A 19,498-nucleotide genomic window follows, 5' to 3' on the forward strand; every position below is an offset into this window, starting at 1 on the left:
CTGGCGGCGAGCACGTGGCGTCCAGCGGCTCAGGGGGAGCTTATCCAGGAAACTGCTCCCGCAGCTTCAGCTTCCAGAACTTGCCCGTCGACGTGCGCGGCACGGCGTCGATGAACTCGTAGCGCTCGGGCAGTTGCCACTTGGCGAAGCTCCGCTCCAGCAGCCATTCGTTCAGTTCATCCGGCGTGGCCTGCTCGCCGGCGATCAGCACCGCGCAGGCCAGCGGGCGCTCGCTCCACTTCTCGTCGGGGATGGCGATGACGGCGGCCTCGGCGATGGCAGGGTGGGCCATGAGGGCGTTTTCCAGATCGACCGAGCTGATCCATTCGCCGCCGGACTTGATCAGGTCCTTGGTGCGGTCGCTGATCTTGACGAAGCCGAGATCATCCACGCTGGCCACGTCGCCCGTGCGCAGCCAGCCGTCGGGCGTGAACTTGTCGGACGGCGAGCCGACCGCGTAATAGCCGCCGGTGATGAAGGGGCCGCGCACCTGAATCTCGCCCACGCTGCGGCCGTCCCAGGGCTGGTTGGTACCGTCGTCGCCGCGCGCGCGCAGATCGACCAGCGGCACCGGCGATCCGGCCAGCGCGGCGCGGCGGTACTTCTCGTCGGCGGACATGTCGCGCAACTCGGCGCGCTGGTAGCTGACGGTGGCGATGGGGCTGGTCTCGGTCATGCCCCAGCCCTGCTGGATCCAGATGCCGTGCGCGTCGAAGGCGCGGATCAGGCTCTCGGGCACGGCGGCGCCGCCGACGAACGAGCGCATGCCGCGCGGCAGCTTCCAGCGCCCGGCATGGGGCGAGCCGGGCTTCAGCGAGGCGTCGTAGGTCTGGATCAGCGACAGCCAGATGGTGGGCACGCCCAGCGACAGCGTGGGCGGCTCGGCCGTCATCAGGTCGAGCAGGTCGTCGGGGTGCAGGTGCGGGCCGGGGAAGACCAGCTTGGCGCCCATCATCACCGAGATGTAGGGCATGCCCCAGCTGTTGGCGTGGAACATGGGCGTGACGGGCAGCACCACGTCGGTGGAGCGGACGGCCGCGAAATCGGCCAGGCCGGCGACCAGCGAATGCAGCACGGTGGAGCGGTGCGAGTACACCACGCCCTTGGGCTTGCCGGTGGTGCCGCTGGTGTAGCACATGCTGACCGGGTCGTCCTCATCGTGCGGCACGTACTGGAAGCCGTCCGGGTCGGCGCCGGCCAGCAGGGCTTCGTAGTCGGTGAAGGCCGGCGCAACCGGGGCACCGGAGAAGGGAAACACGATCACCTTGTCGAACTTGTGCAGGTGCTTGAACTTCTCGTACAGCGGCAGCAGCACGTCGTCGATGATGAGAAAGCGGTCCCCGGCGTCGTTGGCGATCCAGCCGATCTCGTCGGGCGCCAGGCGCAGGTTGAGCGTGTGCATCACGCCGCCGGCGGCGGGAATGCCGAAGTAGCACTCCAGGTGCGCGTGGTGGTTCCAGCACAGGGTGGCCACGCGGTCGCCCTTGCGCAGCCCGAGCCTTTGCAGCGCGCTGCCCAATGCGCGCGTGCGGCGATGAAACTCGCCATAGCTGTGGCGCCGCAGCGACTTGTCGGGCAGGCGCGAGACGACTTCGTTGTTCCTGAACAGCATGCCCGCGCGATCCAGCAGGTGGTTGAGCGACAGCGGCACATTCATCATCGTCGTTTGCATGATGGGGAGGGTCTCCTGGCGAGGTTGTGAGTGCGATACAAGCCACTTTACGGCAACGGCTTGCCCTGGCAAGGCAGAATGCGATCCATGGAAACCCTGACGCACGAGATGGCCGCGCACGCTGCGCGCCTGGTGGTGGAAGAGGGGCTGGATTACGGCGCCGCCAAGCGCCGGGCGCTGAAGGTCATGGGCGTGCCGCCGCGCACGGCCTTGCCGGACAACGATCTGGTCGAGTCCGAGGTGCGGGCCTATCTGGCGCTGTTCCATGCCGACACGCAACCGGCCGAACTGGCCGCGCTGCGCCGGCTGGCCCTGTCGTGGATGGAGCGGCTGGCCGAATTCCGCCCCCACATCGCCGGTGCGGTGTGGAACGGCACCGCCACGCGGCTGTCGGACATTTATCTGCAGCTGTTTTGCGACGATCCCAAATCCGCCGAGATCGCCCTCATCGACCATCGGGTGGCCTACCAGCCGCGCAGCGTGGCCGGCTTCAACGGCATGCAGGTGGATGCGCTGAGCTTTTCCAGCCACTGCGCCGAACTGGGTGAGTCCATCGGCGTGCACCTGATGATTCACGACCACGACGATTTGCGCGGTGCGCTGAAGCCCGGGCGCCAGGGGCAGCCGCTGCGCGGCGACCGCCGGGCGCTGGCACATCGGCTGCAGGAGGATGAGCAGACATGAATTCACCCGACGATTTATCGACCCCGCCAGCCGCCGCCGCCAAGGCGGCGCGGCCGACGGGCCGGCGCCTGGCGCTGGCCGCCGTGGCACTGGCCGCCGCGGGTGCCGGTGCGCTGTTCAGCGCGCGCCGGCTGGCACTGGACGAGCCGGACACCACGGGTCTTTGGGACCGCAGCTTTCCAGCTCCGGATGGCAGTGCACTGGCGCTGGCCACGCTGCGCGGCCGCCCGCTGCTGGTCAACTTCTGGGCCACGTGGTGCCCGCCCTGTGTCGAGGAACTGCCGTTATTGAGCAGCTTCTACAACGAAAACAAGGCCAATGGCTGGCAATTGATCGGTTTGGCGGTTGACAAGCCCGAGCCGGTCGCGCGCTTCCTGGCCAAGTCGCCGGTCAGCTTTCCGGTGGCCCTGGCGGGCCTCGAAGGGGTCGAACTAACGCGCGCGCTGGGCAATGCGGCCGGCGGCCTGCCGTTCAGCGTGCTGTTCGACGCCACGGGCCAGTTGCGCGACCGCAAACTGGGCCAGTTGCACGCGCGCGATCTGGCGGCCTGGCGCGACAGGCTCGGCAGGAGCTGAGGGTGCCCTGCGGCATTGGCATAGATTAAATTTCGGTGAAATTGGATTCAAATCGGGGCGATTTGCGGCCAATTTGAGGTAAATTCGCCCCCATTCCCAAAATTTGGATGACTTTGCAATGGATTTGCGCAAACTCAAGACACTGATCGACCTGGTCTCCGAGTCGAACGTGTCGGAACTGGAAATCACCGAAGCCGAAGGCAAGGTGCGCATCGTCAAGGGCGCGCCGCCCGCGCCTGCGCAGGTGGTGTACGCACCCGTGGCACCACCGGTGGCCGCCCCAGGGCCCGCGGCGCCTGCGGCCAGCGCGGCGCCCGCGGCAGAAGCGGCCGCCCCCGCGCCTGCCGAAGAGCCGGCGGGCTTCGTGCTCAAATCGCCCATGGTGGGTACCTTCTACCGTGCATCCAGCCCCGGCGCCAAACCCTTCGTCGAGGTGGGCCAGCAGGTCAAGGAAGGCGACACGCTGTGCATCATCGAGGCGATGAAGATCCTGAACGAGATCGACGCGGAGAAGGGCGGCACCATCAAGAAGATCCTGGGCGAAAACGGCCAGGCGGTGGAATACGGCCAGCCGTTGTTCATCATTGAATGATGGCGCCCTCTGAGTCGCCTTCGGCGCCTTCTCCCGAGGGACGACGCCAGCGGCCGGGCCGCACGCCCGCTGCACGGCATCCTCGCGTGGCCCTCGTGGCCAGCGGCTCCAACGTGTTGATGCGCGGCGCATGACGCCAGCGCACCGTGGATCACTGAACATGTTCAAGAAAATACTGGTCGCCAACCGCGGTGAGATCGCCCTGCGCGTGCAGCGCGCCTGCCGCGAGCTGGGCATCAAGGCCGTGATGGTCTATTCCGAGGCCGACAAAGACGCCAAATACGTCAAGCTGGCCGAAGAGGCGGTGTGCATCGGCCCGGCACCGTCAGGGCAGAGCTACCTCAACATGCCGGCCATCATCTCGGCCGCCGAGGTGACGGACGCCGAGGCGATTCACCCCGGCTACGGCTTCTTGAGCGAAAACGCCGATTTTGCCGAGCGGGTGGAGCGCAGCGGCTTCCAGTTCATCGGCCCCACGCCCGAGTCGATCCGCATCATGGGCGACAAGGTGTCGGCCAAGCAGGCCATGATCAAGGCCGGCGTGCCCTGCGTGCCCGGCTCCGACGGCGAACTGCCCGACGAGCCAGCCGCCATCAAGCGCATCGCCAAGGCCATCGGCTACCCGGTCATCATCAAGGCCGCGGGCGGCGGCGGCGGGCGCGGCATGCGCGTGGTGCACACCGAGGCGGCCCTGCTGGCCGCGGTGCAGACCACCAAGAGCGAGGCCGCCGCGGCCTTCAACAACCCGGCCGTGTACATGGAGAAGTTCCTCCAGAACCCGCGCCACATCGAAATCCAGATCCTGGCCGACAAGCACCGCAACGCGGTGTACCTGGGCGAGCGCGACTGCTCCATGCAGCGGCGCCACCAGAAGGTGATCGAGGAAGGCCCGGCCCCGGGCATTCCGCGCCGCCTGATCGAGCGCATCGGCGAGCGCTGCGTGGCGGCCTGTAAGAAGATCGGCTACCGCGGCGCCGGTACCTTCGAGTTCCTGTACGAGAACGGCGAGTTCTATTTCATCGAGATGAACACGCGCGTGCAGGTCGAGCACCCGGTGACCGAATGGATCACCGGCATCGACATCGTGCGCACCCAGATCATGGTGGCGGCGGGCGAGAAGCTGCCCTTCACGCAGCGGCAGATCCAGATCAGGGGCCACGCCATCGAGTGCCGCATCAACGCCGAGGACCCGTTCAAGTTCACCCCTTCGCCGGGCCGCATCACCTACTGGCACCCGCCGGGCGGGCCGGGCGTGCGGGTGGATTCGCACGTGTACGACAACTACTTCGTGCCGCCCAACTACGACAGCATGATCGGCAAGATCATCGTCTACGGCGACACGCGCGAGCAGGCCATCGCCCGCATGCAGACCGCGCTGTCCGAGACGCTGATCGAAGGCATCAGCAGCAACCTCGCGCTGCACCGCGAGCTGATGGTGGACGCCAAGTTCATGGAAGGCGGCACCAACATCCACTACCTGGAAAAGTGGTTGAGCGAGCATCAAAGGTAGCACCCTGAGTCGTCTGCGGCGCCTTCCCCGGGAGGAGGACAACGCCAGTCGCCGGCGCAGGTCCGGCAACGGCGTTCGCGGATGGCCTGCTCCGCGGCCGCTGGGTGGGCTTGCTGCGCAGCCTTGTTTTCAAGGTTAAATCGTCTCCAGGCCTTGTGTATCAAGCGCAAGCAGCTATTTTTTTGAAAGCAATGAAACCGTCATGTTCGAGTTGCGCCTGATCTGCCCCGAGGACCGGGTCGAACCGCTGTCCGATGCGCTGGAGGCGCTGGAGGCGTTGAGCGTGTCGGTGGAGGATGCGGACGCCGACACCGATGCCGAGCGCGCGCTGTTCGGCGAGCCCGGCCTGCCGCCCCCGGCGCAGAGCTGGTCGCGCTCGCGCATGGTGACCCTGTTCGGCGACGAGGCGCAGGCGCGCGATGCCGCCCGGCTGCTGGCGCTGCAGGACTTCTGGGAAGGTTGCGAGGTGGCGTCGATCGCGCCCGTGCCCGAACAGGATTGGGTGCGCCTGACGCAGTCGCAGTTCGAGCCCGTGCCCATCACCCGCAGCTTCTGGATCGTGCCGACCTGGCACGAGGTGCCCGCAGGCGCCACCGAGGTGATCCGCCTCGATCCCGGCCTGGCCTTCGGCACCGGCACGCACCCGACCACGCGCATGTGCCTGCGCTGGATCGCCGCGCACCCGCCGCGCGGCCAGCGCGTGCTGGATTACGGCTGCGGCTCCGGCATCCTGGCCATTGGCGCCGCGCTGCATGGGGCCGCCAGCGTCGACGCGGTGGACATCGACGAGGCGGCCGCGCAGGCCACCATCGACAACGCTTCGGCCAACGGCGTGCAGCTGGTGGCTGGCCTGCCGGACCAGGCCAGCGGCGTTTACGACACCGTGCTGGCCAACATCCTGGCCACGCCGCTCAAGGTGCTGGCGCCGCTGCTGGCCGGCCATGTGGCGCCGGGCGGTGCGCTGGTGCTGGCGGGCGTGCTGGAGCGTCAGACGGCCGAGTTGCAAGCGGCGTATCGACCCTGGCTGTCCTTGGAGGTCGCCGATACCGAGGACGGCTGGGTGCTGCTGGTGGCACGCCGCGCCTGACCTGGCGCCCGGCACGCTGCTGCCTACAATCGCCGCACCATGAGCCTGATCACGCGCTGCCCGGCCTGCACGACCATGTTCAAGGTCGTGCCGGACCAGTTGCGCATCTCCGGCGGCTGGGTGCGCTGCGGGCACTGCAACGAGGTGTTCGACGCCGCAGCCCACATGCTGCCGGTCGAGGCCGCCGCGCCGGCCCCGCCAGCGCCGCAGTCGCCTAGCGTGCCGGTGCCGGTGCGCGAACCAGATCGCAGGGCCGCTCCACCTCCCACTCCCGCGCCGGATCCTGCGCCGGCGGTCGTGCTCCCTCCGGTTGCGGCACCCTCGCCGGTGCCTGCCGTGCCCATCCGGTCGACGGTGGAGCCCGAGCCCGTTGCAGCGCCGAAGCCATCGCAGACGGCGGCGGCCCGGTTCGACACCTGGCAACCGCCCGCGCCCTGGTCGTCGCGCAAGACCAGTGTTGAAAAAGCGGGGCAGGGCGCGCCAGAACCCCCCGCACCGACCGAGGCCGAGCGCTCGCTGCCCAAGGACGACGTCGCGGCGCCGGCGCACGCCACCCTTCCGACTCCTGCCCTGCCCGAGGCCGAAGCCACGGCCGAAGCCGAGCCGGCGCCGGACGGTCCCTGGACCGCGTCGGAGCTGCAAACCTGGCGCGAGTTGACGGCGCCAGACCGTGCTGACCAGCCCGCGCAACCGCCTGCAGACGAGCTGTGGCCTGTGGCGGCGGCACCAGTCCACGACCCATCACCGGCAGACACCGCGGTGCCCGCGGAAGCCCCAGCCAGCCCGCCTGCCACGCCGCCAGTGGATGTCTTGCTGGCCCGCAGGTCGTTCCGCGCCGAGGCACTGGAGCGCGAAGTGCCCCCCGCGGCCGATGTCGACTTCGTGCTGAGCGGCGTGGGCGAGGTGGTGGAGCCGCTGGCGCCCGACGCCGCTGCGCCCGCCGCCGCGCCGCCCGTCGACCAGCCCGAGCCCCGCTTCGTCGAGCAGGCGCGGCGCCGCGCCTTCTGGTCGTCGCGCCCGGTGCGCGTGGGCCTGTGGGCGGCGTTGCTGGTGTTGCTGCTGGCGCTGGCCTTGCAGTGGGTGCTGAGTCGGCGCGACTGGCTGGCGGCGCGCGAACCCGCGCTGGTGCCGGCGCTGCAGGCCATGTGCCAGGTCGTTGGTTGCCAGATTGCGCCGTACCGCCAGCTCGAGACCATCGTCATCGACAGCTCCGCCTTCAACCGCGTCAGCGCCAACGCCTTCCGTTTCAGCGTCACGCTGCGCAACACGGCCGACATGCCGGTGGCCACGCCGTCGCTGGAACTGACGCTGACCGACGCCCAAGACCAAGCCCTGGTGCGGCGCGTGGTGAGCGCGGCCGAACTGGGTGCTCCCCCGGCGCTTGCCGCGCGGGGCGAGTTCAGCGGCACCAACGCGCTCACCGTGACCAGCATCTCCAATCCGTCGGCCATCGTCGGCTACCGCCTGATGGCCTTTTACCCCTGAGCCGGGTGCGCTGCCGCACGGCAGCCGCCGGCTTCGTCGATCCCTTCACTTCATTACCTGACCTATGGCCACGCTGATTTGCGGCTCGCTCGCCTTCGACACCATCATGAGCTTCGAGGGGCGCTTCGCCGAACAGATCCTGCCGGATCAACTGCACATCCTCAACGTGTCCTTCCTGGTGCCCAGCCTGCGGCGCGACTTCGGCGGCTGCGCGGGCAACATCGCCTACGCCATGCGCCAGCTGGGCGGCACGCCGCTGCCCGTGGCCACGCTGGGCAACGACGGCTCCGACTACCTGGCGCGGCTGCGCCAGCTGGGCGTCAGCACCGAGTTCGTGCGCACCATCGACGACACCTACACCGCGCAGGCCATGATCATGACCGACCGCGACAACAACCAGATCACGGCCTTCCACCCCGGCGCGATGATGCAGGCGCACCGCACGCACATCGTTGCACGCGAGGACATCCGCCTGGGCATCATCTCGCCCGACGGGCGCGACGCGATGCTGCAGCACGCCGAACAGTTCCGCGCCGCCGGCATCCCTTTCGTGTTCGATCCGGGGCAGGGCCTGCCCATGTTCAACGGCGACGAGTTGGCGCACTTTGTCGAACTGGCCACCTGGGTGACGGTGAATGACTACGAAGGCCGCATGCTGTGCGACCGCATGGGCATCGAGCTGGACGAGCTGTCGCGCCGCGTGCAGGGCCTGGTGGTCACGCTGGGCGGCGAGGGTTGCGACATCTGGGAGGCGGGCGTTCGCACCCGCGTGCCGCCGGTGCAGGCAGCGTCCGTGGTGGACCCGACGGGTTGCGGCGATGCCTGGCGCGGTGCGCTGCTGCACGGTCTGGAGCAAGGCTGGCCGTTGGCGCGTTGTGCCGCGCTGGGCAACCGGCTGGGCGCCTTGAAGATCGCCAGCCGCGGACCGCAGAACTACCAGGTGGATGGCGCGGTGCTGGCCGGTATCTGAAGTTGCCTGCCTTGCTCTTTCAACATCATTTGGCCTGAAACGCAGGCTGCATAAGCGCAGGCAGCTCACTTATCGATAGTGAGCGGGGTCTGCCGCACACTCCAAAAAAAAGAAGCCCGCGCACGATGACTCGTGTCGCGGGCTGCGAAGGCCCCGGCCGGGTCAAGGCCGGGGCTGGATGCGCCGCTCAGGGCTTGCTGGCCGTCGGGAACGGCCACGCAGCCTGCGGGTTCAGCGTGGTTTGCGCCGCGGGCTTCTTGGGCGCGGCGGCCTTCTTGGCCACGGCTTTCTTGGCCGGTGCCGCTTTCTTGGCGGGTGCCGCCTTCTTCGCTACGGCCTTCTTGGCAGGTGCGGCTTTCTTCGCCACGACCTTCTTGGCCGGTGCCTTCTTGGCGACGGCTTTCTTGGCCGGTGCGGCCTTCTTCGCCACTACTTTCTTGGCGGGCGCCTTCTTGGCCACGACCTTCTTGGCCGGTGCCTTCTTCGCTACCGCTTTCTTGGCCACGACTTTCTTGGCGGGTGCCTTCTTCGCTACGACCTTCTTGGCCGGTGCCTTCTTGGCGACCGCTTTCTTGGCCGGTGCGGCTTTCTTCGCCACGACTTTCTTGGCCGGTGCCGCCTTCTTCGCAGGGGCTTTCTTCGCTGCGGCCTTCTTGGCCGGTGCTTTCTTTGCAGTTGCCATTTTTTTCTCCTTGATCAAGTTGAACTATCCATCAACAGCAGGAAACGCTTCGCGCCTGTTGGACACGCAAAGCGATTCATGGCACTGGAGAAAAATCCATCACCATGAACACGGGCGCAAGCCCACCGCACCGCCTGGGTGCCTGGGTGGGGTTGCTGATTCAGTGACTGCACGATAAAGAAAGGGTCGTTTCGGAAAGGCCGCCGGCATCAGTCCCACGACAGGGCGCCGCCGGTCTGGTACTCGATGACGCGCGTTTCGAAGAAGTTGCGTTCCTTCTTCAGGTCGATCATCTCGCTCATCCAGGGGAAGGGGTTTTCCTCGTTGGGGAACAGGGCGTCCAGGCCGATCTGCGTGGCGCGGCGGTTGGCGATGTAGCGCAGGTAGCCCTTGAACATGCTGGCGTTCATGCCCAGCACGCCGCGCGGCATGGTGTCCTCGGCGTAGCGGTATTCCAGCTCGACGGCCTTCTCGAACAGGGCCTTGATCTCGGCCTTGAAGGCGGGTGTCCACAGGTGCGGGTTCTCGAGCTTGATCTGGTTGATCAGATCGATGCCGAAGTTGCAGTGCATCGACTCGTCGCGCAGGATGTACTGGTACTGCTCGGCCGCGCCCACCATCTTGTTCTGCCGGCCCAGCGCCAGGATTTGTGTGAAGCCGACGTAGAAGAACAGGCCTTCCATCAGGCAGGCGAAGACGATCAGGCTTTTCAGCAGGGTCTGGTCGGCCTCGGGGGTGCCGGTGACGAAGGCCGGATCCATGATGGCGTCGATGAACGGGATCAGGAACTCGTCCTTGTCGCGGATCGACGCCACCTCGTGGTAGGCGTTGAAGATCTCGCCCTCGTCCAGGCCCAGCGACTCGACGATGTACTGGTAGGCGTGAGTGTGGATGGCCTCTTCGAACGCCTGGCGCAGCAGGAACTGGCGGCACTCGGGCGCCGTGATGTGGCGGTAGGTGCCCAGCACGATGTTGTTGGCGGCCAGCGAATCGGCGGTGACGAAGAAGCCCAGGTTGCGCTTGACGATGCGGCGCTCGTCTTCGGTCAGGCCGTTCGGCGACTTCCACAGCGCGATGTCGCGGTTCATGTTGATTTCCTGCGGCATCCAGTGGTTGGCGCAGGTGGCCAGGTATTTTTCCCAGGCCCACTTGTACTTGAAGGGCACCAGCTGGTTGACGTCGGTCTGACCGTTGATGATGCGCTTGTCGGCGGCGTTGACGCGGCGCTGGATGGATGGTGCGGCTTTGGGTGCAGCGGCGCTGATGGACGGTGGCATCAGGGGGGCGGCCTGGAATGCCGTGATGCCTTGCGTGGCAGCGGGCGGCAATTCAGCCAGCGGCTGCAAGCGGGGTTGCAGCGTGGCGGGTGTGGCGTCGTCGTCCCAGGTCAACATGGTTTTTCCAATGCTCCGATTATGGGAGCAACGTGATGAAATGCAAAGCATTCCGTCACGTTGCTCGTGGGTTCAAGGGGTGTGAGTGTTGCGGCAAGGCATCGCATGCGATGCCTTGCCGTGATCGCAGTGCGCACGTGGCACGCGCTGCGGTTCATTGGCAGGCTTCGCAGCCCGGGTCGTCGATGGCGCAGAACTTCACGTCGGTGGCCGGCTCGGCCGCCATGGCCAACGGCGCGGCCACTGCGGCGGCATCGCGCGCGCCCATGCCGTGCGCGCCGCCGTTGCCGGTGGGCACGGCGTTGAGCCGGCCCGATTGCACGGTCGACTTCTCGGCCTGCGTGGCGCTGGTGGTGCGCAGGTAGTAGGTGGTCTTCAGCCCTCGCAGCCAGGCCAGCGTGTAGGTGTCGTGCAGCTTCTTGCCGCTGGCGCCGGCCATGTAGATGTTCAGGCTCTGCGCCTGGTCGATCCATTTCTGGCGCCGCGCCGCGGCTTCGACGAGCCATTGCGGCTCGACCTCGAAGGCGGTGGCGTACAGCGCCTTCACGTCGGGCGGCACGCGGTCGATGGGGCGCAGCGAACCGTCGAAGTGCTTCAGGTCCATCACCATCACGTCGTCCCACAGGCCCAGGCGCTTCAGGTCCTTCACCAGGTACTGGTTGATGACAGTGAACTCGCCCGACAGGTTGCTCTTGACCGACAGGTTGCCGAAGCACGGCTCGATGGACGCATCCACGCCGATGATGTTGCTGATGGTGGCCGTGGGTGCGATGGCCACGCAGTTGCTGTTGCGCATGCCGTCGCGGGCGATCTTCTGGCGCAGCGCGTCCCAGTCCAGCGTGGCCGAGCGATCCACCTCCACATGACCGCCGCGCGCCTGCTCCAGCAGGTTCAGGCTGTCGAGCGGCAAGACGCCGCGCTCCCACAGCGAGCCCTTGTAGGACGAATAGCGCCCGCGCTCGGCCGCCAGTTCGGTGCTGGCCCAGTAGGCGTGGTAGCAGATGGCCTCCATGGATTCGTCGGCGAACTGCACCGCCTGCTCTGACGCATAGGGAATGCGCAGCGCGTACAGCGCGTCCTGGAAGCCCATGAGCCCCAAGCCCACCGGGCGGTGCCGCAGGTTGGCGTCGCGCGCTTTCTTGACGGCGTAGTAGTTGATGTCGATCACGTTGTCGAGCATGCGCATGGCGGTCGACACCGTCTGCTTCAGCTTCTCGTGGTCGAGCACCTTGGTAGCGACGCCGTTGGCGTCGGTGCCATCCTTCAGGTGCTGCAGCAGGTTCACCGAGCCCAGGTTGCAGACGGCGGTTTCGGTGTCGCTGGTGTTGAGCGTGATCTCGGTGCACAGGTTGCTGGAATGCACCACCCCCGCGTGCTGCTGCGGGCTGCGCAGGTTGCAGGCGTCCTTGAAGGTGATCCAGGGGTGGCCGGTCTCGAACAGCATCGACAGCATCTTGCGCCACAGGTCCACCGCCGGCAGCGTCTTGCTGGGCTGGATTTCGCCGCGCGCCGCGCGTTCTTCGTAAGCCACGTAGGCGGCTTCGAACTCGGCGCCGAACTTGTCGTGCAGATCGGGCACGTCGCTGGGCGAGAACAGCGTCCACGTGCCCTTGTCCATCACCCGGCGCATGAACAGGTCGGGGATCCAGTTGGCCGTGTTCATGTCGTGCGTGCGGCGGCGGTCGTCGCCGGTGTTCTTGCGCAGCTCCAGAAACTCCTCGATGTCGAGGTGCCAGGTCTCCAGATACGCGCACACCGCGCCCTTGCGCTTGCCGCCCTGGTTGACGGCCACGGCCGTGTCGTTGACCACCTTCAAAAACGGCACCACGCCCTGCGATTCGCCGTTGGTGCCCTTGATGTGGCTGCCCAAGGCGCGCACGCGCGTCCAGTCGTTGCCCAGGCCGCCGGCAAATTTGCTCAGCAGGGCGTTTTCCTTGATCGACTCGTAGATGCCGTCCAGCTCGTCGGGCACCGTGGTCAGGTAGCAGCTCGACAGCTGCGAGCGCCGCGTGCCGCTGTTGAACAGCGTGGGCGTGCTGCTCATGAAGTCGAAGCGCGACAGCACCTCGTAGAACTCGATGGCGCGCGCCTCGCGGTCGATTTCATTGAGTGCCAGGCCCATCGCCACGCGCATGAAGAAGGCCTGCGGCAGCTCGATGCGCTGCTTGCGCACGTGCAGGAAGTAGCGGTCATACAGCGTCTGCAAGCCCAGGTAGTCGAACTGCAGGTCGCGCTCGGGTTTCAGCGCGGCGCCCAGGCGGGCCAGATCGAACTGCAAGAGCCGCTCATCAAGCAGCTCGGCGTCAACACCCTGCTTGATGAACTGCGGGAAGTAGTCCGCATAACGCTCGGCCAGTTCGGGCAGGCTCACGGTCTCGCCCAGCACCTCCTTGGCGATGGTGTGCAGCAGCAGGCGCGCGGTGGCGTAGGTGTAGTCGGGCTCCTTCTCGATCAGCGTGCGCGCGGCCAGGATGGCGGCCTTGTACACCTCATCCACCGGCACGCCGTCGTACAGGTTGCGCAGGGTTTCGGCCAGGATCGGCTCGGGCCGCACCTCGGCATCCAGCTCGGCGCAGGCCTGGCCGAGCAGGGCCTGCAGCGCCGGCAGATCCAGCGCCACGCGCTCGCCGCGATCCAGCACGTGCAGCACCGGCGCGGCGGGCGCGGCCTCGGCCTTCTGCTGCGCGCGCTCCTGCGCGCGGCGCTCGCGGTACAGCACGTAGGCGCGCGCCACCTCGTGGTGGCCGCTGCGCATCAGGCCCAGTTCCACCTGGTCCTGCACGTCCTCGATGTGGAAGGTGCCGCCGCCGGGGCGCGAGCGCATCAGCGCGCGCACCACGGCCTGCGTCAGCTCGTCCACCACCTCGCGCACGCTGGCCGATGCCGCGCCCTGCGTGCCGTGCACGGCCAGGAACGCCTTCATCATCGCCACCGCGATCTTGCTGGGCTCGAAGGCCACCACGGCGCCGTTGCGGCGAATGATCTGGTACTGCGCCAGCGGCTGGCGCGCCGGGGCGCTGGCGGGCATGGCGGGCGGGTGGATGGGCGCGCTGATGGCGGGCGCGGCGCTGCGGGCTGTGGGCATGGGGTCCTCTCGGCAATGGGTGATGGGGCGGGCGTGCGCGGCGCTCAGTGTGAATTCTTGGACGAGCGGCGCCGCGACCCGAGGCACTATATCTAGTGTTCGGCTCTGGTTCAAGCCACTACCTGTAGTGTTTTGGGTGATTGTGGCCGCCGTGCGCGGCCGCGCCCGTCGGGCCGGCGCGCGCCCGCACCGGCGCCCAGCGCGCGTGCGTGCGGGCACGTGCGGCGCAAACCACGGCGGGCAGCGGGCTGTGCGGCGATTTGCCGCCGCAAGCCGCGTGAATGCTGGGCACACGTGGCATGTTTGGGCGCTGCGGCGGCAAAATCAGGCGATAGCCGTTTGGCGGGGTTTGGCGGTTGCAAAAAAAGAGCTGCTTGCGCCCGATGAACGGGCGCTGAAGGCGTTTTCGATGGTAAAAAAAATTCGGGAGGTCCCCCCCCTGTCTTTCGGCCATCGTGGCTTTTGAGGGGGCGGGTACTGTTTCGCGCTCCCAAAGACAGCTGCTCGCGCGCGGGGCGATGACGAAATGACCTCGCTGCCCTTCGATGACGGCGGCTGCGCCGCCATGACGCCAGCCAAGGGCGGGGCGTGCCGCGCATCACCGGTGCCATTTCGTCATTTCGTCATTCCGTCATCGACGCCGCGCAGCGGCGAAGTCATGGCGTCATCCGTCAAGCGCTGCCGTTTGCAGCGCGCAACGGGATCAGGCCACGCCGGGCGGAAAGCGGTGCGCGGGCCAGCGCAGGGCGCGGCGCAGGCGCGGCCAGTTGAAGCCGGGGCCGGGGTCGTGCTTGCGGCCGGGGGCGATGTGCTCGTGGCCGGCGATGGCGGCAATGGGGTGGCGCGCCGCCAGGGCCCGGCACAGCGGCGCCAGGGCGGCGTATTGCGCCGGCTCGAACCGGCCGCCTTCCAGGCCTTCGAGTTCGATGCCGACCGAATAGTCGTTGCAGTTGTCGCGCCCGCCGAAGCACGAGGCGCCGGCGTGCCAGGCGCGGTCGTCCACGCTGACGAACTGCCACAGCGCGCCGTCGCGGCGGATGAAGAAGTGCGCCGACACCTCGAGCCCGCGAATGGTCTGGAAGTAGGGGTGGGCGTCCCAATCCAGCGTGTTGGTGAACAGGGCCTGCACGTGGTCGCCGCCGAATTCGCCAGGCGGCAGGCTGATGGAATGCACCACGATCAGGTCGATCGCCGTGTTGGCGGGGCGCGGGCCGAAGTTGGGCGACGGCAGGGCGCGGGCGTGGCGGTACCAGCCGTGCTGCCAGAGCGGTCGGCGCGGCTCAGGCGCCGTCGTCATCGGCCTCGCCGTTGGAGGGGGCGCTGATGCCCAGGCGCGCCATGCGGTAGCGCATCTGGCGCAGGTTCAGGCCCAGCCGCGCGGCCGCGGCGGTGCGGTTGAAGCCGGTTTCGTCGAGTGCGCGCACCAGGATCAGGCGCTCCTGCGCATCGAGCCAGGCGCCCAGGTCCGCGGGCAGCTCGTTCGCGGCGAGGGCCGCCGCCGGTGCCGGAATCGCGGCGGGCGCCGTGGGCGCATCATCGTGCAACAGCGGGGGCGCCGCGGCGGTGGGCGGCGCGGTGGCCGGCATCAGATCGTCGCCCATCAGGCCCCAGCCGGAATCACCGGCCTCGCCCAGCGCCACGGCGCGGTGCAGCAGGTTCTCCAGTTCGCGCACGTTGCCTTCCAGCGGTGCGCTGCGCAGCTCGTCCAGCAGGCGGGGCGACAGCGTGGGCACGGGGATGCCGGCCTCGGTGGCGATGCGCGTCAGCAGCGCCTGGCACAGCGCGGGCAGGTCGTCGCGGCGCTCGCGCAGCGGCGGCACCACGATCTCGATCACGTTCAGGCGGTAGAACAAGTCCTGCCGGAAGCGCCCGGCCTGCACCTCGGCCGCCAGGTCCTTGTGGGTGGCGCTGACGATGCGCACGTCCACCGGCTCTTCCTGCGTGTCGCCCAGCGCGCGCACGCGCCGCTCCTGGATGGCGCGCAGCAGCTTGGCCTGCATGGCCAGCGGCAGGTCGCCGATCTCGTCGAGAAACAGCGTGCCGCCGCGCGCGGCCTGGAAGAAGCCCTCGCGGTCCTGCGTGGCGCCGGTGTACGAGCCCTTGCGCGCGCCGAAGAACTCGGCTTCGAGCAGGTTCTCGGGGATGGCGCCGCAGTTGACCGGCACGAACGGCCCGTCGCTGCGGTGGCTGCAGCCATGGATGGCGTTGGCCACCAGCTCCTTGCCGGTGCCCGATTCGCCGTGGATGAGCACCGGCGCCATGCTGGGCGCGACCTTGCGGATGCGCTGCTTGACCGAGCGCATGGCGGCGGATTCGCCGATCATGCGGCCCAGCGCACCCTGACCATCGGCGGAGAGCGCGGTGGGCTGGTCCGGCGCCCGTGCGGGCACAGGCGCGGCCGCCGCTGCGGCCGGGTGCGCGGGTGCGGCGGCGGGCGCGGCCTGCAGCGGCGCGGCCGGCGATTGCAGCGCCGAGCTGACCACGCCGCGAAACTGCTTCAGATCGACCGGCTTGGTGAGGTAGTCGAAGGCGCCGCACTTCAGCGCCTCGACGGCGTTCTCGGCCGAGCCGTAGGCGGTGATCATGATGCAGCGCTCGGGGCGCTGGGCCTGCGCCACCTCGCGCAGCAGCTCCAGCCCCAGGCCGTCGGGCAGACGCATGTCGGTGATGACGACGTCGAAGCGCTGCTGGGCCAGCTGCGCACGCGCCTCGGCCAGCGTGCCGGCCGAGGCCACCTGGTAGCCCTCGCGCAGCAGCGTCAGTTCGTACAGGGTTCGCAGATCGGGTTCGTCGTCCACCACCAGCACGCGCGCGGCGCCGGGTGCATTCGCTGAAGCGTTCATGGGAGCGCAGTGTCCTCCAGGTTGAATGTCGAATGCCCGCTGTGTGCGCGCCGAAAGCTGACGAAGAACTCGTTGCCTTCCACGACCTGCCCTGCCTGCTCGCGCGCCGTGCGCTCGTAGGCGATGGTGGCGCCGTGCCGCTCGCACAGCTCGCGGCAGATGAACAGCCCCAGCCCGCTGGAGCGGCTCTCGGACGAGAAGAAGGGCTCGAACAGGTGGCGGCGCACCGCGGGCTCCATGGCGGCCCCGTCGCTCCACACCATCAGCATCACCGGGCCGTGGCGCACGGCGTGGGTGGCGACCTGGATGGCGCCTTCGTGCGCAGAGGCATAGCGGGCGGCGTTGTCCAGCAGGTTGACCAGGATGCGGCGCAGGTGGTCGCGCGCGAACTGCACCTGCACCTCGGGCGCGTTCAGGTCCACGCGCAGGCGCGCACCCGCCGCATGCTGCTGCGCCCATTCGCCGCAGAAGGTGTCGGCTTCCTCGTCCAGCGCCAGCGCATGGGTTTCCAGCGCATCGCCCGGGCCCTGCACGCGCGCCACGTTCAGCACGTCCTCGACGATGTGCTGCAGGCGCTCGGCGTTCTGCCGCACCATGTCGGTCAGGCGGCGCTGCAGGGGCGATTCGAGGTCTTCCTCGAGCAGCGCATTGGCCTGGCTGATGGCGGCCAGCGGGTTGCGGATCTCGTGCGCCACGGCGGCCGACATGCGCCCCATCGAGGCCAGCTTTTCGGTGCGCAGGCGCGCCTCCATCTCGCGCAGGTCCTGCAGGAACATCACGCACAGGCTCACGCCGCTGTCGCCGATGGGCGGCGTGCGCTGCGTGCGCACCTGCAGCCGGCTGGGCATGCGGTCTTCGTGGTGCAGGATCACTTCCGCCGCGTCCACCGGGGTGTCGGCGAAGGTCAGCTGGGCGATGTGCATCAGCTGCAGCCAGGCCGGGTTGTCGTGCAGGCTGAACAGGTGCGGCGTCACCTCCTGGTCCGAGCCCAGCATCAGCCGCGCGGCCGGGTTGGCGGCGCGCACCAGGTGGGTCGAATCCACCACCAGCACGCCATCGGGCAGGGCCTCGATCACCATGTTGTTGACCAGCGACTGCACCTGCGCCTCGATGCGGCTGCGGCGCGCCACCGCTTCCTCGCGCACCAGCCGGCTGGCCAGCTGGTTGGTCAACAGTGCGAGCATCAGCAGGCCGGCGCCCGTCAGGCCGGCCTGCGCCATGTCGGCGGTGTTGGCCCAGGCGCTGGCGCTCACGGTCCAGGCGGCGTAGCCGAGCAGCATCAACGCCGTCAGCGCCGCCGTGCCCAGGGCCAGCGCGCGCGAGCCCAGGATGGCCGCCATCACCACCGGCAGCGCCAGCAGCGGCGTGTAGTTGATGCCCAGGTTGCCCTGCCACTGCAGGGTGGCGAAGAACAGCAGATCGAGCCCCACCGTGGGCAGCCACTGCGCATCGAACGCGCGGCCCGGCCCGCGCGGCCGCAGCGCCAGCCGCGCCGCCGCGGTGACCACCACGAACGCCGTGCAGCAGCCCAGCACCCAGACCGTGACCGGGCGGCCCAGCAGGTGCAGGCCGATGTGCAGGCCCAGCAGCGCCAGCGCGACCAGCACCCGCGCCGACATGAACGCCGTCCACAGCCGGGTGAAGCCGGTGGAGGGCTCCAGCTCGGCCGCGGCGGGCGTGGCGGCCGCCGGCGGGTGCGACGGGCCGAACCAGGTGTGCTGCTCGCGCGCGGCGCCCGGGGGCGGCATCAGGCGCCCTCGGATTCGCGGCGGTGGGCGACCGAGCAATAAGCGCCGTCGCGGCCGTTGACCGCGTCGCTGCCCGGCAGGTGCACGCCGCAGTGGTGGCAGCGCACCATGGGCAGGGCCTTGCGTTCGGCGCGCCGGCCGGGCGGCGGCACGCGCCGTCCGCGTTGCCACAGCCACACGGCCGCCAGGATCACCAGCAGCAGCACCAGCAGTTTCATCACGCGCCGCGCCCCAGCATCACTTCCAGCACGAAGCGCGAGCCCGCATAGCCCAGCAGCAGCAGCGCGGCGCCGATGTACAGCACGCGCACCGCGCGCCGGCCGCGCCAGCCGAACTGCGAGCGGCCGACCAGCAGCGTGGCGAAGGCGATCCACGACAGCAGCGTGAACACGCGCTTGTGGTCCCAGCGCCAGCCGGTGTAGGCGCTGCCGTACAACTGCTCGCCGAAGAACATGCCGGCCAGCATGGTCAGCGTCAGCAGCACGAAGCCGGCGCTGACGAAGCGGAACATCAGCCGCTCCAGCGTCAGCAGCGGCACGCCCTCGACCACCCGCGTGGCGTGGCGCATCTGCGCCTCGGCGCGGGTCATCAGCCAGCCGTGCGCCACGGCGGCGGCGAACAGGCCGTAGGCCGAGATGCCCAGCGCCCAGTGCAGTGGCAGCAGCGGCGACGAGGTCTCGGGCAGGCGCGCGCCCGGAAACAGCATGGCCAGCGCAATCGCCAACGTGCCGAAACCGGCCAGCGCCCAGCGCGCGCGCAGCTGCGGGTACAGCTGGCTTTCGACCACGTAGGCCGTCAGCACCAGCCACACCGTGATCGACAGCGCCGGCGCGAAGCCGAAGCGCGGGTGCTGGCCCAGCAGCGTCCAGCCCAGCAGCAGCCCGTGCAGCACCCAGGCCAGCAGCAGCACCCGCCGCGCCGTGACGCCGCCCACGGCGCGTGCCGCCACCGCGGGCACGGCGTAAGCCAGCGCCGCCGCGGTGCCGAGCAGCAAGCCGACAGGGGAGGTGCTGGCTAGAATCATGGTGGAAAGTTTACCCCCGGAAGGATTGTCTCCCCCCTGAGGCGCTGACGCGCCTTCCCCCTGAGGGGGCGCTGCCGGCGGCCGGGCCAAGCCCGTTGCGCGGCAGCCTCGCATGGCCTGCTCCGCGGCCTTCTGTTCCCTGCGTTG

The 19,498-nt window shown here is 68.7% G+C and carries 16 protein-coding genes; 7 read left to right on the forward strand and 9 right to left on the reverse strand.

The annotated features are described in order from the left end of the window. Window positions 1-40: 40 nt before the first annotated feature. The gene (locus ACFSCU_RS05135; protein ID WP_377560081.1) at window positions 41-1,672 is read right to left on the reverse strand and encodes a long-chain fatty acid--CoA ligase; all 1,632 of its coding nucleotides are present in this window, start codon (window positions 1,670-1,672) and stop codon (window positions 41-43) included. Window positions 1,673-1,759: 87 nt separating this feature from the next. Between ACFSCU_RS05135 and ACFSCU_RS05140 the strand changes: the two genes are divergently transcribed. The 7 genes from ACFSCU_RS05140 (at window position 1,760) to ACFSCU_RS05170 (ending at window position 8,575) form a co-directional block, all read left to right on the forward strand. Further along, a complete protein-coding gene (locus ACFSCU_RS05140) occupies window positions 1,760-2,356 on the forward strand; it encodes a hypothetical protein (protein ID WP_180550802.1) in 597 nt (198 codons plus the stop codon). After that, the gene (locus tag ACFSCU_RS05145; protein ID WP_180550803.1) at window positions 2,353-2,931 is read left to right on the forward strand and encodes a TlpA family protein disulfide reductase; all 579 of its coding nucleotides are present in this window, start codon (window positions 2,353-2,355) and stop codon (window positions 2,929-2,931) included. The genes ACFSCU_RS05140 and ACFSCU_RS05145 overlap by 4 nt, the downstream gene beginning before the upstream one ends. 118 nt (window positions 2,932-3,049) lie before the next feature. Then, complete coding sequence (gene accB / locus ACFSCU_RS05150; protein WP_180550804.1) at window positions 3,050-3,523, forward strand: acetyl-CoA carboxylase biotin carboxyl carrier protein; 474 nt, start codon at window positions 3,050-3,052, stop codon at window positions 3,521-3,523. A 160-nt stretch (window positions 3,524-3,683) separates the two neighbouring features. Continuing rightward, on the forward strand, window positions 3,684-5,033 hold the full coding sequence (gene accC, locus ACFSCU_RS05155) for an acetyl-CoA carboxylase biotin carboxylase subunit (protein ID WP_180550805.1): 1,350 nt from the start codon (window positions 3,684-3,686) through the stop codon (window positions 5,031-5,033). 202 nt (window positions 5,034-5,235) lie between these two features. Then, window positions 5,236-6,120 (forward strand): 50S ribosomal protein L11 methyltransferase, encoded by an 885-nt coding sequence (prmA, locus tag ACFSCU_RS05160; protein WP_180550806.1) that lies wholly within the window; start codon window positions 5,236-5,238, stop codon window positions 6,118-6,120. 39 nt (window positions 6,121-6,159) lie between these two features. Continuing rightward, window positions 6,160-7,605 (forward strand): DUF3426 domain-containing protein, encoded by a 1,446-nt coding sequence (locus ACFSCU_RS05165; protein ID WP_377560084.1) that lies wholly within the window; start codon window positions 6,160-6,162, stop codon window positions 7,603-7,605. 64 nt (window positions 7,606-7,669) lie between these two features. Then, window positions 7,670-8,575, forward strand: a complete 906-nt coding sequence (locus tag ACFSCU_RS05170; RefSeq protein WP_180550808.1) for a carbohydrate kinase family protein — start codon at window positions 7,670-7,672, stop codon at window positions 8,573-8,575. A gap of 187 nt (window positions 8,576-8,762) precedes the next feature. On the opposite strand, the gene ACFSCU_RS05175 is transcribed toward ACFSCU_RS05170, so the two are convergent. The 8 genes from ACFSCU_RS05175 to ACFSCU_RS05210 form a co-directional block, all read right to left on the reverse strand. Beyond that, window positions 8,763-9,257: a histone H1-like DNA-binding protein gene (locus tag ACFSCU_RS05175; protein ID WP_180550809.1), complete on the reverse strand. Its 495-nt coding sequence runs from the start codon at window positions 9,255-9,257 to the stop codon at window positions 8,763-8,765. A gap of 209 nt (window positions 9,258-9,466) precedes the next feature. After that, a complete protein-coding gene (locus ACFSCU_RS05180; protein WP_377560085.1) occupies window positions 9,467-10,651 on the reverse strand; it encodes a ribonucleotide-diphosphate reductase subunit beta in 1,185 nt (394 codons plus the stop codon). A 154-nt stretch (window positions 10,652-10,805) separates the two neighbouring features. Next, on the reverse strand, window positions 10,806-13,736 hold the full coding sequence (locus tag ACFSCU_RS05185) for a ribonucleoside-diphosphate reductase subunit alpha (RefSeq protein ID WP_180550810.1): 2,931 nt from the start codon (window positions 13,734-13,736) through the stop codon (window positions 10,806-10,808). A 703-nt stretch (window positions 13,737-14,439) separates the two neighbouring features. Continuing rightward, complete coding sequence (gene ampD / locus ACFSCU_RS05190) at window positions 14,440-15,033, reverse strand: 1,6-anhydro-N-acetylmuramyl-L-alanine amidase AmpD (RefSeq protein ID WP_377560087.1); 594 nt, start codon at window positions 15,031-15,033, stop codon at window positions 14,440-14,442. Next, window positions 15,017-16,579, reverse strand: coding sequence for a sigma-54-dependent transcriptional regulator (locus ACFSCU_RS05195; protein ID WP_377560088.1), 1,563 nt, complete (start codon window positions 16,577-16,579; stop codon window positions 15,017-15,019). Before ACFSCU_RS05195 ends, ampD begins: the two co-directional genes overlap by 17 nt. Beyond that, on the reverse strand, window positions 16,576-18,327 hold the full coding sequence (locus tag ACFSCU_RS05200) for a two-component system sensor histidine kinase NtrB (RefSeq protein WP_377560090.1): 1,752 nt from the start codon (window positions 18,325-18,327) through the stop codon (window positions 16,576-16,578). Before ACFSCU_RS05200 ends, ACFSCU_RS05195 begins: the two co-directional genes overlap by 4 nt. After that, on the reverse strand, window positions 18,327-18,545 hold the full coding sequence (locus ACFSCU_RS05205; protein WP_180550814.1) for a PP0621 family protein: 219 nt from the start codon (window positions 18,543-18,545) through the stop codon (window positions 18,327-18,329). The genes ACFSCU_RS05200 and ACFSCU_RS05205 overlap by 1 nt, the downstream gene beginning before the upstream one ends. Then, window positions 18,545-19,351, reverse strand: coding sequence for a cytochrome C assembly family protein (locus ACFSCU_RS05210; protein ID WP_180550815.1), 807 nt, complete (start codon window positions 19,349-19,351; stop codon window positions 18,545-18,547). The genes ACFSCU_RS05205 and ACFSCU_RS05210 overlap by 1 nt, the downstream gene beginning before the upstream one ends. Between the last annotated feature and the right edge of the window lie 147 nt (window positions 19,352-19,498).

The organism is Ottowia beijingensis (genome assembly GCF_042680925.1).
Classification (GTDB): Bacteria; Pseudomonadota; Gammaproteobacteria; order Burkholderiales; family Burkholderiaceae_C; genus Ottowia; species Ottowia beijingensis.